The organism is Variovorax sp. OV329 (assembly GCF_900114785.1).
Lineage (GTDB): Bacteria > Pseudomonadota > Gammaproteobacteria > Burkholderiales > Burkholderiaceae_C > Variovorax.
The window spans coordinates 148,035-162,910 of record NZ_FOUG01000011.1 but is presented as its reverse complement, the minus strand read 5'-3'; the positions used below and the strand labels follow the sequence as shown (position 1 = coordinate 162,910).

Genomic DNA, 14,876 nt, shown 5'->3' with positions numbered 1-14,876 from the left:
GGCTCGCGGTGCGCTTGGCGGGCAGAGAGAATGCACTCGCATGCACCGCATACGCTGCCGTGCGAAGCGGGATCCGCTGCGCCCCACTCTCGCCCAAGATGCTGCGAACCGGCGACACTCCGATTTCCCCGGCCAACGCGACTGTGCCCCGCCTGCGTAAACCTATTCCACTGAAACGACAATCCATGCCACCGCAGCTGCTAGAAAGCTCGCCAAGGCGACGGACGCGTCGATCGGCTGGCTCCAGCCTTCTCCCCACCAACCCATCCAGAGCAGGTTGATCAGGGCGACGCCCAGCAGCCATGCCCCGCGTCGCCTCGGCGGTCGGTTCCTCACATCAAGATCCTCAGCGGCCGGGCGTTCCAAAGCCGCCGCCGCCCGGCGTCTCCAACACGAAGACGTCGCCACGGCCCATCTCGACGCTGCCGATGTGGCCCAGCATGTCGATCCGCCCGTCGGCGCGCTCCACGCGGTTCGCGCCCAGCTCACCCGGACGACCACCCGCCAGCCCGAAGGCCGGGATGCTCCGCCCGTTGGCCAGGATGGCCGCGGTCATCGGCTCCAGGAAGCGCACGCGCCGCGTGCCGCCGTCGCCACCCCGCCAGGCGCCCTCGCCGCCCGAGCCCGCACGGATCTCGTAGCTTTCCAGGCGCACCGGGTAGCGCATCTCCAGCACCTCCGGGTCCGTCAGGCGCGAGTTGGTCATATGCGCCTGCACGACGCTGGTGCCGTGGAAGCCCCCGACGAGACGGCCCTGCTCGTCGAAGCGCCCGCCAGCGCCGGTGCCACCCGACACCGTCTCGTAGTACTGGTAGCGCTCGCTGCCGAAGGTGAAGTTGTTCATGGTGCACTGGCCGGCCGCGCCCACCCCCAGCGCGCCGAACAGCGCGTTGGTGATACAGGTCGATGTCTCGACGTTGCCGGCCACCACCGGCGCAGGCGGCAGCGGGCTGAGCATGCTGCCCTCGGGAATGCGGATGTCCAGCGGCTTCAGGCAGCCGGCATTGAGCGGAATGTCGTCGTCTACCAGCGTACGGAACACGTAGAGTACAGCTGCCATGCAGATGGCGCGCGGCGCGTTGAAGTTGCTGGGCAGCTGGGCGGACGTGCCTTCGAAGTCGACCACCGCGCAACGCGCCTTCGCATCCACGCGGATGGCCACCTCGATGTGGGCGCCGCAATCCAGCGGCAGGCGAAAATGCCCGTGCTTCAGGCGTCCGATCACGCGCCGCACCGCTTCCTCGGCGTTGTCCTGCACATGGCCCATGTAGGCCTGCACCACCGGCAGGCCGAACTGCGCGACCATCTTGCGCAGCTCGCGCACGCCCTTCTCGTTGGCCGAGATCTGGGCCTTCAGGTCCGCGATGTTCTGCTGTGGGTTGCGGCTGGGGTAGGCACCGCTGCCCAGCAGCGCCACCATCTCCGCCTCGAGCAGGCGGCCCGCCTCCACCAGCTTCACGTTGTCGATGCGAACGCCCTCCTCCTCGATGCTGGAGGAGAACGGCGGCATCGAACCCGGCGTGGCGCCGCCGATGTCGGCATGGTGCCCACGCGAGCCGACGTAGAAGAGCACCTCGCGGCCCGCCTCGTCGAACACCGGGGTCACCACCGTGACGTCGGGCAGATGCGTTCCGCCGTGATAGGGGTCGTTCAGCGCATACACGTCGCCGGCGCGCATGCGCCCGGCATTGCGCTCGATCACCGTGCGGATGGATTCACTCATCGACCCCAGGTGCACCGGCATGTGCGGCGCGTTTGCAATCAGGTTGCCCTCTGCGTCGAACAGCGCGCACGAGAAGTCCAGTCGCTCCTTGATGTTCACCGAGTAGGCGGTGTTCTGCAGCTGCAGGCCCATCTGCTCGGCGATGTTCATGAACAGGTTGTTGAACACCTCCAGCATCACCGGGTCGACCTGCGTGCCGATCGCCACGCGCGCATCGCGGGCCACCACGCGCTCGAGCACCAGGTGGTTGCGCGCGGTCACGCGGGCGCGCCAGCCGGGCTCGACCACCACGGTGGCATTGCGCTCGGCAATGATGGCCGGGCCGTCCACCGTCATGCCCGGCGTGGCGCCCTCGCGCAGCACCAGCGCGGCATCGTGCCACTGGCCCCCGCTCCACATGCGCACATGCTCGGCCGCCGGCGCGGCCACCGCCGGGCCCATCTGCTGCGCCGGCTCGGGCGGCGCATCGCCGGCCGCGATGCTCTCGACCGAGACCGCCTCGACGTCCAGGCGCTTCTCGGGCATCAAAAAGGCGAAGCGCGCCAAATAGGCCTGCTCGAAGCTCGCGACCATGGCTGCGGGTTCCCCGAAAGGCACGACCAGCGCGGTGTCGGTGCCTTCGTAGCGCAGGTGCGCACGGCGCGCGGTGCGGGTCTCGCCATGGCCGACGCCCTGGCGACGCAGTTCCGCCTCGGCTTCCTCGGCCAGCGCGTCCAACCCGGCACGCATCTGCGGCAGCGCGTCCGACAGCGGGCGCTCGATGGCGCGCTCGCGCATCACGCCCTGGTCGGCCAGGCCCATGCCATAGGCCGAGAGCACGCCGCCCAGCGGATGCGCGAACACGCGCGCCATGCCCAGCGCATCGGCCACGCGGCAGGCGTGCTGGCCGCCGGCACCGCCGAAGCATTGCAGCGCGTAGCGCGCCACGTCGTAGCCGCGGGCCACCGAGATCTTCTTGATCGCATTGGCCATGCTCTGCACGGCAATGTCGATGAAGCCCTCGGCCACCTGCTCGGCGCTGCGCGGCGTGCCGGTGGCCTGCGAGATCTCGCGCGCCAGCGCCTCGAAGCGCTGCACCACCGCGGCGCGGTCCAGTGCCTCGTCGGCACGGGGCCCGAAGACGTGCGGGAAATAGGCCGGCTGGATCTTGCCCACCATCACGTTGGCATCCGTCACCGCGAGCGGGCCGCCGCGCCGGTACGACGCGGGCCCGGGGTTGGCGCCCGCGCTCTCCGGGCCCACGCGCATGCGCACGCCGTCGAAGCTCAGCACCGAGCCGCCGCCCGCCGCCACGGTGTGGATGCTCATCATCGGCGCGCGCATGCGCACGCCGGCCACGCGGGTCTCGAAGGCGCGCTCGAACTCGCCGGCGAAGTGCGACACGTCGGTGGAGGTGCCGCCCATGTCGAAGCCGATGACGCGCACCGGCTGGCCGGCCGGGGCCTCCAGTTCATCGCCGGCCAGCTCGGCCGTGCGCACCATGCCGACGATGCCGCCGGCCGGGCCGGAAAGAATGGCGTCCTTGCCCTGGAAGGCATGCGCGTCGGTGAGACCACCCGAGGACTGCATGAACAGCAGCTTCACGCCGGGCATCTCGCTGGCCACCTGCTCGACGTAGCGCCGCAGGATGGGCGAGAGGTAGGCATCCACCACCGTGGTGTCGCCGCGGCTCACCAGTTTCATCAACGGGCTGACCTGATGCGACACGCTGACCTGCGTGAAGCCCACGTCGCGGGCGATGCGCTGCGCCGCGAGCTCGTGCTGCGTGTGCTGCCAGCCGTGCAGGAACACGATGGCCACGCTGCGCAGGCCGGTGTCGAACGCGTGCTGCAGGTTGGCGCGCAGCGCCTCTTCGTCCAGCGGAACCACCACCTCGCCATCGGCGCCCACGCGCTCGTCGGCTTCGACGACGCGCGCATACAGCAGTTCAGGCAGCACCACCTGGCGGTCGAAGAGGCGCGGGCGGTCCTGGTAGGCGATGCGCAGCGCATCCCGGAAGCCCCGGGTCGTGACCAGCAGCGTCGGCTCGCCCTTGCGCTCGAGCAGCGCGTTGGTGGCCACGGTGGTGCCCATCTTCACGCACTCGACCTGCTCGGGCGTGATCGCGGCGCCGGGCGCCAGGCCGAGCAGGTGGCGAATGCCGGCCACCGCCGCGTCGCGGTACTGCTCGGGGTTCTCCGACAGGAGCTTGTGGGTGACGAGCGAGCCGTCGGGACGGCGCGCCACGATGTCGGTGAAGGTGCCGCCGCGGTCGATCCAGAACTGCCAGCGGCCGGAGGTGTGCGAAGGAGTAGGTGTCATGTCGGTTCAGGGGTCGGGGTGTCAAGCTCGCGGCGCATGCGGCGCAGCAGTTCCTGGGCGATGGCGTCGCGGTAACGGGCATCGGCGCGCGCGTCGGTGAACGGCGCCCGCTCCCAGCGCGGTGCACTGCCCGCGTCGGTGCCGTCGAGCCACTGCGCCGCACGCACGCCGAGGTAGGCCACGTGCGACTGGCCGCAGATGCCCACGCGCCAACGGCCGTCGTAGCGGGCCGCAAAAAGCGAGACAAGGCCGATGCGTGCCGGCACCGGCCGATGAGTCTGGTGCAGCGCCCGCTCGGGCAGTGCGAAGCGCACTTCACGCACGATCTCGTCGGGCGCCAGCGCCAGCCGGCTGCCGGGTGCGTCGCACCAGGACTGGATGTTGATGTCGCGGTGCGTGGTGGCAATGGTTGCGCCCAGCGCCAGCCACGCGCCCGGGTAGCTGCTGCCGGGCGCGATGTCGAACAGCGCCCCGCCCACGGTGCCGCGGTTGCGCATGAACGCATCGCCGATGCCCGCGGCAAGTTCGGCCAGGGCGGGCAGGTGTGCAGCCACCAGGGGCGCCTGCGCAATCTCCCGGTGCGTGCAGGCCGCGCCGATGGCAAGGGTCCGCCCATCGCGCAACTCGATGCCACGCAGCTCGGCCACGCGGCGCAGGCTGATCCACGGGCCTTCGGCCTCCAGACCGCGCGCCTCGCGTGCGAGCTGCTGGCCACCTGCCACCCAGGTTGCATCCGGCAGCGCCTCGCACGCGACCCGGGCTTCAGCCAGGTTGGCGGGATGCTGCAGCGCGGCGTTCGTTGCGGTCGCCACCGGCTGGCGCAGCGCGGCGGCTGCATCGAGCACCGCATCGACGATGCGCTGGTAGCCCGTGCAGCGGCACAACAAGCCATCGAAGGCCTCGCGCACCTGCTTCTCGCTCGGATCGGGCTCGCGCGCCAGCAGCTCGGCGGCGGCCAGCACGAAGGCGCCCGCACAGTAGCCGCACTGGAAGACGCCGGGCTTTCGCATCTCGCGCAGGAGCGCACCAGCAGCCATCGACCCCTGCGCGGCCAGCGCATCGGCCGTGACGACCTGCTGCCCGTGCACGTCGCCGGCCATCACCGCGCAGGACTTCACCGGCGCGCCATCGAGCATGACGGCGCAGCTGCCGCAGTGCCCGGTGTCGCAGCCGCGGTGCACGGCGCGCGCATGGTGCGCCTGACGCAGCCAGTCGATGAGCGCCATGCCAGCACGCGGCGGCGGCGCGCTGGCGCGGCCGTTGACGGAACAGAACGCGGCAGAGGAGCCGGGGCAGCTTTCGTCCTCGCGAACGCCCCGCCGGCACAGGTCGAGCAGGTTCATGGCGACACCTCCTGAGTCGCATGCAGCAGGCGCCACAGCTGCCCGGCGGTGGCCGGCATCTGCACCCGCTCGGGCATCTGCGCGTGCATTCGAGAATCGAGCGCGTGCTGCAGCGCGTTGATGACGGCCGGCGGCGCCGCGCTGGTGCCGGCCTCGCCGCAGCCCTTCAGGCCCAGCGGGTTGGTGGTGCAACGCGCACCGTTGAAGCGGATGTCGAAGCGCGGAAGCCGGCTGGCCTGCGGCAGGTGGTAGCGGCCGAAGTCGGCCGTCTCCAGTTGCCCGGTGCCGGGGTCGAAGCGGCAGTCTTCGTGCAAGGCCTGTCCGATGCCCTGGGCGATGCCGCCATGCAGCTGTGCCTCGGCCAGTGTCGGCATGACGATGGTGCCGAAGTCGTTGACCGCCACGTAGGCCGCGATGCGGCATTCGCCCGTGGCCGGGTCCACCTCCACCTCGCACGCATGGCAGCCGTTGCCGTAGGTGCCGGTGGGGATGGTGACGGTGCTTTCCTGGTCGAAGGGATGCAATGCCGGGCCGGCCGCAAGCCGGGCCAGGTCGGCCATCGACATCGCGCGGCCTCGCGCGTCCGACAGCACTGCATTGCGCCATTCGAGGGACGGCGCCGGTACGCCCCAATCCGCCGCCGCCCACTGCCGGGCCTTCTCGCGCGCCTGGCCCACCGCCTGCAGGATGGCGGTGGAGCCGCTGAGCATCGACTTCGATCCGCCCGTGCCGGTGCCCTGCGCCAGGCGGTCGGTGCGGCCCTGGAACACGTCGATGCACTCGGCCGGCATGCCCAGCGCCTCGCCGGCGATGCGCGCATAGGCCAGCGCGTGGCCCTGCCCGCTGCCCTGGGTGCCGATGTCCAGCCGCACGCGGGTGCCGCTTGCCACGAAGCTCAGGCGCGCGGTCTCGCGCGGCTTGCCGCCCGGCTCCATCAGCCGGGCGAGCGCCATGCCGCCGTTGGCCTCGACGAAGTTCGCGAGGCCGATGCCTCGAAGGCGTCCTTGCGCGGCGCTGGCGCTGCGGCGCCGTTCGAAGCCGGCGTAGTCGGCGACCTCCAGGGCCTGAGCCATGTTCTGCTGGAACATGCCCGAGTCGATGCACAGGCCGGTGGCCGTCGTGAAGGGAAAGTCTTCTGCTCGGATGAGGTTGCGCCGGCGCAGCTCGGCGCGGTCCATGCCGATCTGCCGCGCGGCCTCGTCGATGAGGCGCTCGACCACGTAGTTGGCCTCGGGCCGGCCGGCGCCGCGGTAGGAATCGACCGGCGGCGTGTGCGTGAACAGGCCGCGCACGCGAGTGTAGACCGAGCCGATGCGGTAGCAGCCGCCCAGCAGCGGCGCACCGCAGGTGGTGGCATTGAAGGGCGCGTAGTTCGACAGGTGCGCGCCCAGGTTGGCCACCGTCTCGGCGCTCACGGCCAGCATGCGGCCTTCTTCGTCCAGCGCCATCGAGGCGCAGGTGTGATGGTCGCGCCCCTGCGTGTCGGTGAGGAAGGCCTCGGTGCGGCTGGCCGACCACTTCACCGGCAGGCCCAGCCGGCGGGCGGCCGCCAGCACCAGCACCTGCTCCGGGTAGACGAAGATCTTGGCGCCGAAGCTGCCGCCCACCTGCGGCGTGATGACTTCCAGCGCGCCCGGGTCGATGCCCAGAACGTCGCGCGCGATGACGTCGCGCGTCCAGTGCACGCCCTGCGTGGCCGTGACCAGCACGCTGCGGCCGTGCCGGCTGTCGTGCCAGGCGATGGCGTTGCGCGTTTCCAGCGGCGCGACGACCACGCGGTTGTTGCGCAGGCTCAGGCGCACGACGTGCGCCGCGCTGGCGAAGGCGGCGTCGCTTTTCAGACGATCGCCGAGTTCCCAGTCGAAGCACACGTTGCTCGGCATCCCGGGCCAGACGCGCGGCGCCTGCTCGTCGAGGGCCGCCTGCGCATCGGACACGGCCGGCAGCACGCGATAGCGCACCGCCAGGCGGCTGGCGGCACGCCGCGCCTGCAAGGCGCTGCGTGCGATCACCATCGCCACCGCCTCGCCCTCATGGCGGACCCGCTCGCGAGCCAGCAGGGTGCGCGGCGGATCGGCCCGCTGGCTGCCGTCGCGGTTGGTCACCGGCACGATGCAGGGAATGGGACGCCACTCCGGGGGCAGGTCCGCCGCGGTGACGATCGCTACGACGCCGTCGTGCGCGTGCACGTCGGCATCCACCGACTCGATGAGGGCGCTGGCATGCGGCGAGCGAACGAAGGCCGCGTGCAGGCAACCGGGCGGCAGCAGGTCGTCGGTGTGGCACCACCCCTCGCGTGCCTGCACCAGCCAGGCCGGATCGCGCACGGCGTCCACGTCCGGGTCGAGGTCCATGGGCGGCTGCATGCGCGCGTCAGGCCAGCAGGCGGGAATCGGAGGCGTTCCAGCTCACCTGGACGCGGCTGCCCAGTTCCAGGCCCTGGGTGGCGGTCTGCGCGCTGTTGGGCAGCAGCGCCGAGATGACCTGCCCGCCGTCCACGCGAACCTGGCATTCGATGACGGGACCCAGGTAGGTGAAAAGCGCGACCGTGCCCTCCAGCGCGTTGTGACCGTCCCCACGCGCCTGCCCGGCCGCGGCGACATGGGTGCGCTCGGGGCGAAAGCTCAGGCAGCTGGCCGGCCCGGCGCTACGCTCGGCGCAGGCGAGCAGCGGGCCGCCCTGCACGCGGAACATCCCCGGTCCTTCGATGCTGCCGTCCAGGAAGTTGGACTTGCCCATGAACTCCGCCACGAAGCGGTTGGCCGGGCGCTCGTACAGCTGCGAGGGCGTGCCAACCTGCTCCACGCAACCCTTGTTCATCACCACCAGGCGGTCGGCCATGCTCAGGGCTTCGTCCTGGTCATGGGTGACCAGCAAGGTGGTCAGCCCCAGCTCGCGCTGCAGCTGGCGGATTTCCGCGCGCACTTCGTGGCGCAGGCGCGCATCCAGTGCCGAGAGCGGTTCGTCCAGCAGCAGGACGTCGGGGTTGATGGCCATGGCACGAGCCAATGCCACGCGCTGCTGCTGGCCGCCCGAGAGCTGCTTGGGCAGCCGGTCGGCGAAGCGCTCCAGGCGCACGCGCGCCAGCGACTCCTTCACGCGCCGGCCGATCTCGTCGGCGGCCAGGCCGCGCATTTCCAGGCCGAAGGCCACGTTCTTCTCCACCGTCATGTGCGGGAAGAGCGCGTAGCCCTGGAACACCATGCCGATGTTGCGGCGGTAGGGCGGCACCTGGGTGACGTCGCGCCCGCCCACGTGCACGCGGCCGCTGGTCACGGGCACGAAGCCGGCGAGCATGCGCAGCGTGGTCGTCTTGCCGCAGCCGCTGGGGCCCAGCAGCGCGACCATCTCGCCCTTGGCAATGATCAGGTCGAAGCTGGAGACGGCCTGGAAGCTGCCGTAGCGCTTCTCCACGGCCTGGAAGTTGATGTACGTATCCATGGTGGGGCTTCAGAAGACGCGGCTGAGCTTCACGTAGCGGTCGGACACCACGAGCGCCAGGCCGATGATCAGGATCTGGACCGTGGCCACGGCGGCGATCGTCGGGTCCAGGTTCCATTCGAGGTAGTTGATGACGGCGATCTGCAGCGTGGTGCGGCCCGGGCCGACCAGGAACAGCGACTTCTCCAGGTCGGTGAACGAGACGATGAAGCTGAACAGGGCGCCGGCCACCAGGCCCGGACGCGCCAGAGGAAGCGTCACGCGCCAGAACACCGTCCACGGCCGGGCGCCGAGGTTCATGGCGGCCTCTTCCACGCCTTCGCTCACCGACTGCAGCGACGCCGTCACCAGCCGCACCACCCACGGGATCGTGAGCACGCTGTGCGCCGCGATCAGCCCCGGCAGCGTGGCGGCCAGCTGCACGTCGGTCAGCAGCTCGATCTGGATGAAGTAGATGTAGACCGCGCTGCCTGCCACGATGCCCGGGATGAGCATGGGCGAGAGCAGCAGCGTGCTGATGAAGGCCTTGCCGCGGAAGTTGGCGCGCGCCATGGCCAGCGCGGCGGGCACGCCCACAGCCAGCCCGATGACCGTGGCGCAGAGGCCCACCTGCAGGCTCACGATGAAGCCTTCGCGGAAATCCGAGAGCGACCAGGCGTTGGCATACCAGCGCAGCGTGTAGCCGCTGGGCGGAAAGCCCACGATCTTGTTCTGGAAGAAGCTCACCCAGATGACCGCCACGAGTGGCAGCACCACGAAGCCCAGGGTGCCCCACACCGTGGCGTGGTAGGCCATGCCGCGCAGAGTCGGCGCCTTCATGCGAGGGCCTCCAGCTGCCGCGTGCGGCGGTTCATGAGCCAGGACGACAGCATCGTCAGCACCAGCGTGGTGGCCATCAGCACGAAGGCCAGCGCCGCGCCGAAGGGCCAGTTGTTGGCCTTGGTCACCTGCTCGTAGACCTTGGGCGCCATCATGTGGAAGCTCGGTCCGCCGATCAGCACCGGCGTGGCATATGCGTTCATCGCCAGGATGAAGCACAGCACCGTGCCCACCACCACGCCCGGCATCGCCAGCGGCAGCAGCACCCGCGTGAACACGCGCCAGTGGCCCGCGCCCATGCCCAGCGCTGCTTCCTCGAGCGATGCGGGAATGCTCTCAATCACGCTTTGCAGCGTGATGATCATGAAGGGCAGCAGCACGGAGATGGTGCCGACCAGCACCGCGGTCTCGGTGTAGAGCAGCTTGGCCGGCTCGTCGCGCAGGCCCAGGCCCATGAGGATGGCGTTGGCCACGCCGCGATCGCCCAGCACCACCATCCAGCCGGCCACGCGCACCGCGTTGCCCATCAGCAGCGGCAGGATCACGCCGATCACCAGCAGGCTCTTCAGGCGCGGCGATGCCGTGCGCGCGATGTGGTAGGCCGGCAGGAAGCCCAGCACCAAGCACACCAGCGTGCTCACCACGCCCACGTAGATGGTGCGTGCCAGCACTTCGCGGTAGAAGGGGTCGGCCAGGAACTTGACGTAGTTCTCCAGCGTGAAGGCCTGCACCATGAACTCGCCCGGCACGAACCGGTTGAGGCTGTAGCGGGCCAGCAGCACCAGCGGCGCGACCAGCAGCACCAGTACCGCCAGCACCGATGGGCTGAGCAGCCAGAAGGTGACGCAGCCGCCCGGGCGCAGCAGGTTGCGCGGCGGCGCCCCGGCCGCCTCGAGCGTGGCGACGGCGGAGCTCACCCCTTGATCTCCTTGTTCCACCATTCCAGCCACTGAGGCTGGTTGCGCGCGGCGTACTCGTAGTCGACGTAGTGCAGGCGCTTGCGCTGGTCGGCGGTGAACTGCACGCGCTGCTGCATCTCGGCCGACAGCGCCGCATCGTCGGTGGCCGGCGCGTAGTAGGTCAGCTCGGACAGCGTGCGGGTGGCCGCGGGCGCCAGCATCTCGTTGATGTAGCGGTAGGCCAGGTCCTTGTTGCGCGCGCGCTTGGGAATCACCACGCCGAACTGGATCGCGATGGCGCCTTCGGCCGGGTAGCTGCCGCGCACCGGCAGGCCCTCGGCCTGCCACTGGGCGGCGCGGGCGTTGTAGTTGGCGGAGATCCATACCTCGTCGGCCGCCATCGCCGCCGCCAGCTGCTGGTGCGAGGGATAGATGCGCGGCTGCACCGCCTTCTTCAGCTCCAGCAGCTTGGGGAAGGCCGGCGAGATGTCCTTGAGGGTGCCGCCTGCCACCAGCGAGTAGGCGTACAGGTAGTTGAAGTAGATCTGGTCGATCAGGCCCACGCGGCCGGCGTACTCGGGGCGCAGGAGATCGGCGAAGGAAGTGGGCGGCGTCTTGACCTTGTTGGGGTTGTAGATGAGCACCACGCCGCTGTAGACCCAGGGCACGAAGAAGGGGTTGCGCATGCCTGGCAGCAGGTGCGCGGCATTTGGGATGCGCGCGTAGTCGATCTCTTCCAGCGCGCCCTGCATCTGCAGCTCGAAGGCATCGGCATCGGTGAAGTGCGCGATGTCCACGGTGCCGCGCGGCAGGTTGCGCTCGGCCAGCAGCTTGGTCTTGCGTGCCGGCGCCGAGGCCAGGTCGCGGCGCACGGTGATGCCCTTGCTCTCGAAGGCCGGCGTTTCCAGCGCCTTCATGATGTTGGTGTTCCAATCGCCGCCCCAGTTGGCCACGACCAGTTCGCCCTGCCCTTGCGCCAGGCCCGTGAGCGGCAGCGTGGCACCGGCCAGGCCGGCGCCCGTGCCGGCGGCAAGCTTGAGGAAATCGCGGCGGGATGCGCTCGGACGAAGAAGAGGAACGTGGGTCATTGAAGGCCTCGGTGCGTGTTGGATGGGAAGGACTGTGCGCGGGCGGACTGTCATGCCCTTGTCCAGGATGTGTCTGGGATGTGTCTGGCGACCGGTGGGAACCCTGCCCCGCCGCTGCCGGCCCGCCAGGGGCTTTCAGCGCGGCGCGGTGCCGCCTGCGGCGAGGTGGGCGCGCAACTGCGTGCGGGCGGCCGCCAGCAGTTGCGCCAGCTGCCGGGCAGCCTGCGCGAGCTCGGGCTGCGCATCGGCCTCGCGGGCCTGCGCCAGGCGCCTGGCGGCCTGGCCCAGCGCCACGAAGCCCAGTTGCGGCGCGGTGCCCTGGGCCCGGTGCAGCAGCGTCGGCAGGGCGTCGCTGTCTGCGCCGGCCAGGGCCGACTGCAGCGACTCGAAAAGCGCAAGGGCTGCGCTCGCCCCCACCCGGAAGTGCTGCTCGCCGATGTCGCGCCGCAGTTGCTGCAAAGCCGGGCCTGCGTCTTCCTGCGCCTGCACCGCTTCGTCGTGCACCTGCACGTGCGCCGTGGCAGGGAGCGCGCCGGACTCGCGCGCCGCAACCGCCATGCGCAGCACCTGGTCGAGCGAGCCGATGAACAGCGGCTTTTGCACCACCGCGTCGGCCCCGGCCGCCTGGCAGGCCGAAAGGCTGTCGGGCAGCACGTTGCCGGTGACCACCACGATGGCCAGGCGGGCACAGCCCGGCTCGGCCTGCGCGCGGATGCGCCTGGCGATGTCGACGCCGTTCTCGCCGGGCATCATCAGGTCCAGCAGCAGCGCATCGAGCCGGCCTTCGCGCGCAAGCCGAAGCGCATCGGCGCCGTCGCGGCAGGGCACCGCGGCGTGGCCCAGGCGCTGGACGAAATGCGCCGCGATGCTGCGGCTGAGCTCATCGTCGTCCAGCACACCGACGGCGAAGGCGCGCTCGGAGATGGCGGGCACCAATGCGTCATCCCCTTCGGCTAGCGCTGGCGCCGCTGCGTCCCCGGCCGCCGCGAGCGCGGGCAGCGGAAGGTCGAACCAGAAGCGGCTGCCTCTGCCCAGGGTGCTCTGCACGCCGATGTGGCCCTGCATGGCCAGCACGATCTGCCGCGAGATGGCCAGGCCCAGCCCGGTGCTGTGCGGGTTGTCCGGCGAGGCGCGGGAGAAGAACTCGAACAAGCCCTTCAGGTCCTGCGCGTCGATGCCCATGCCCTCGTCGCTCACCGAATAGCGCAGCAGCTTGCCGTCCACCACGTCCAGCGCTAGCGTGATGGTGCCGCTGCGCGAGTACTTGATGGCGTTGCTGGTCAGGTTGGCCATCACCTGCTGGATGCGCCCGGCGTCGCCCATCACCTGGGCGGGCAGGCCGGCGCCCAGCCGCAGCGCCAACCGCAGGCCGCGCTCGGCCGTTAACACCTCGAACTCGGCGAAGGCGGTTTCCAGGATGCGGTCCGGCGCCATCGGCTGCGCGTGGATGCCCACGCCGGCAGCCTCGTTCTTGAGGTAGTCCAGCAAGTCCGAAAGCACGCGCGTCAGACGGCGGCTGGACTCGAAGAGCAGCTCGGCCTGGTCGCGCTGGCCGCTGGTGCGCGCGTCCAGTGCCAGGATCTGCGCGGCACCCACCAGCCCGTTCAGGCCGTTGCGCACCTCGTGGCTAAACACCGCCAGGAAGCGCGACATCGAACGCGAGGTCTGCTCCGCCGACAGCTTGGCTTCCTGCAGCGCGGCTTCGCGCTCGCGCAGCAGGGTGATGTCTGCCCGGATGCTCGCGATGCCGCCCGAGCGGGTGCGTCGTTCACTCAGCTGAATCCAGCGCCCGTCGGCCAGCCGCTGCTCGAAGAAGCCTACGCCCTGCCGGTGGAAGTCGATGCGCCGGCGCAGCCAGGCTTCCTGCGGCTCATCGAAGAGGAACTGGCCGCGCTCCACCGCCGCGGCGGCGATCTGCCCAAAGCTCACGCCCGGGCGCACCAGGTCGGCGATGGTCGGGTACAGCTGGGCATAGCGCGGGTTGGCGATCAGCAGGCGGTCTTCGTCGTCGTACAGCACGAAGGCCTCGGGCAACGCATCGATGCCCTCTTCCAGTTGGCGTGCGCGCCGTGCCGATTCCTCCAGCCTGCGTTGTTGGCGCGAGCTGTCGACCAGCACGCCACAACCTTCGCCGGTGCGCAGGAAAGTGAGTTGGCGCCGTCCCAAATGCACAGCAAGCGTGGGCGTCTTCGATGCCGGATCCCCCGGATCGTCCAACCACTGGCGCAGCGCAGCATTGAGCCGTGCCAACGGCAGCTCGCGAAGACGCCGGCGCGAAGGCACCCTAGAAAGCGGCCCCTCGATGCGCAGCCTTTGCGAGCCACGCACCAGCGACCAGTCGAACAGGGCTGGGTTGTCGGCCCGCCCGCTCATGAACGTTGCCCGGAGTCCGATTGGAGCGGGCGAAGCTCCAGCCGATAGCCCACCCCCTGCACCGTCACGATGAGTCGCGAATGGTCGCATTCCTCGGAGAGCTTGCGGCGCAGCCGGCTGACCAGCGTGTCGATGGCGCGATCGGATTCCGGCTCTTCCGACGAGCTGATCGCATCGATGATCTGTGCCCGCGTGAAGACCCGCCCGGCGCCGTGCAGGAGGAACACGAGCGTGTCGAACTCGACGCGCGTGAGCTTGCACTGCGCATCGGTGTCGATCGAGCGAACCGTTCGATCGCCCAGGTCGACGCGCCAGCGCCCCAGTTCGAAAACCGTGGGCTGCGAGGGGTGCGAGGCATGGCGCCGGATGAGGTTCAGTACCCGGTGCCGCAGCTCCCGCGGGTCGAAGGGTTTGACCAGGATGTCGGCGGCCCCCAGCTCGAACGCGATCAGGCGCGTATCGATCTCAGCGCGCGCCGTTACCACCATGATCGGCGTGGCGGTGCGCCCCCGCAGCTTGCGCATGAGCGCAAGTCCGTCCTCGTCCGGCAGGCCGAGGTCCAGCAGCACCAGGCTGAAAGACTGCCTGGCCACGCGCTCGAGCAAGCCGTGGGCGCTCGACACCACGTCCACTCGCAATCCTTCCGACTGCAGATACCCCGACATGATCGAGCTGACGGTGAGGTCGTCTTCCACGATGAGGATGGGATGCGGCATAAGGTTGCAGGAGTTGGGTGACCTTCGGGAAGAAGTAATTCGGCACGACTTTCTTCGCGCCTCGATTTTGTTTGTTTGGTTATAGAGGGATGCTAAGAGTACGACGCCCCAAGATGCTCGTCTTGCGTCTCAAACCGTCTCACATAGTCCCAGCAAAGGACTTCCGCCCTGAA

Annotated in this window: 9 protein-coding genes; all 9 read right to left on the bottom strand. The window is 70.0% G+C overall.

Going from position 1 to position 14,876, the window contains the following annotated elements; translation table 11 throughout:
- Positions 1-346 precede the first annotated feature (346 nt).
- Positions 347-4,024: a hydantoinase B/oxoprolinase family protein gene (locus BM345_RS18990; RefSeq protein WP_093382060.1), complete on the bottom strand. Its 3,678-nt coding sequence runs from the start codon at positions 4,022-4,024 to the stop codon at positions 347-349.
- Positions 4,021-5,367, bottom strand: a complete 1,347-nt coding sequence (locus tag BM345_RS18985) for an FAD binding domain-containing protein (protein ID WP_093382057.1) — start codon at positions 5,365-5,367, stop codon at positions 4,021-4,023. The genes BM345_RS18990 and BM345_RS18985 overlap by 4 nt, the downstream gene beginning before the upstream one ends.
- Positions 5,364-7,721 (bottom strand): xanthine dehydrogenase family protein molybdopterin-binding subunit, encoded by a 2,358-nt coding sequence (locus BM345_RS18980; RefSeq protein ID WP_175545069.1) that lies wholly within the window; start codon positions 7,719-7,721, stop codon positions 5,364-5,366. Before BM345_RS18980 ends, BM345_RS18985 begins: the two co-directional genes overlap by 4 nt.
- A 19-nt stretch (positions 7,722-7,740) precedes the next feature.
- Positions 7,741-8,808 carry an ABC transporter ATP-binding protein gene (locus BM345_RS18975; protein ID WP_093382052.1) on the bottom strand — a complete coding sequence of 356 codons (1,068 nt, stop codon included), beginning with the start codon at positions 8,806-8,808 and terminating at the stop codon, positions 7,741-7,743.
- Between the two features lie 9 nt (positions 8,809-8,817).
- Complete coding sequence (locus tag BM345_RS18970; protein ID WP_217654007.1) at positions 8,818-9,627, bottom strand: ABC transporter permease; 810 nt, start codon at positions 9,625-9,627, stop codon at positions 8,818-8,820.
- On the bottom strand, positions 9,624-10,544 hold the full coding sequence (locus BM345_RS18965; protein WP_254789810.1) for an ABC transporter permease: 921 nt from the start codon (positions 10,542-10,544) through the stop codon (positions 9,624-9,626). Before BM345_RS18965 ends, BM345_RS18970 begins: the two co-directional genes overlap by 4 nt.
- A complete protein-coding gene (locus BM345_RS18960; protein WP_175545068.1) occupies positions 10,541-11,614 on the bottom strand; it encodes an ABC transporter substrate-binding protein in 1,074 nt (357 codons plus the stop codon). The genes BM345_RS18965 and BM345_RS18960 overlap by 4 nt, the downstream gene beginning before the upstream one ends.
- Before the next feature lie 135 nt (positions 11,615-11,749).
- Positions 11,750-13,987, bottom strand: a complete 2,238-nt coding sequence (locus tag BM345_RS18955; RefSeq protein ID WP_175545067.1) for an ATP-binding protein — start codon at positions 13,985-13,987, stop codon at positions 11,750-11,752.
- On the bottom strand, positions 13,984-14,703 hold the full coding sequence (locus BM345_RS18950; protein ID WP_093382041.1) for a response regulator transcription factor: 720 nt from the start codon (positions 14,701-14,703) through the stop codon (positions 13,984-13,986). The genes BM345_RS18955 and BM345_RS18950 overlap by 4 nt, the downstream gene beginning before the upstream one ends.
- Positions 14,704-14,876 lie beyond the last annotated feature (173 nt).

Excerpts from the sequence above, each read along its gene's own strand:
- BM345_RS18980 (WP_175545069.1), bottom strand. The coding sequence starts at position 7,721 with ATGGACCTCGACCCGGACGTGGACGCCGTGCGCGATCCGGCCTGGCTG.
- BM345_RS18970 (WP_217654007.1), bottom strand. The coding sequence starts at position 9,627 with ATGAAGGCGCCGACTCTGCGCGGCATGGCCTACCACGCCACGGTGTGG.
- BM345_RS18950 (WP_093382041.1), bottom strand. The coding sequence starts at position 14,703 with ATGCCGCATCCCATCCTCATCGTGGAAGACGACCTCACCGTCAGCTCG.
- BM345_RS18985 (WP_093382057.1), bottom strand. The coding sequence starts at position 5,367 with ATGAACCTGCTCGACCTGTGCCGGCGGGGCGTTCGCGAGGACGAAAGC.
- BM345_RS18955 (WP_175545067.1), bottom strand. The coding sequence starts at position 13,987 with ATGAGCGGGCGGGCCGACAACCCAGCCCTGTTCGACTGGTCGCTGGTG.
- BM345_RS18960 (WP_175545068.1), bottom strand. The coding sequence starts at position 11,614 with ATGACCCACGTTCCTCTTCTTCGTCCGAGCGCATCCCGCCGCGATTTC.
- BM345_RS18975 (WP_093382052.1), bottom strand. The coding sequence starts at position 8,808 with ATGGATACGTACATCAACTTCCAGGCCGTGGAGAAGCGCTACGGCAGC.
- BM345_RS18990 (WP_093382060.1), bottom strand. The coding sequence starts at position 4,024 with ATGACACCTACTCCTTCGCACACCTCCGGCCGCTGGCAGTTCTGGATC.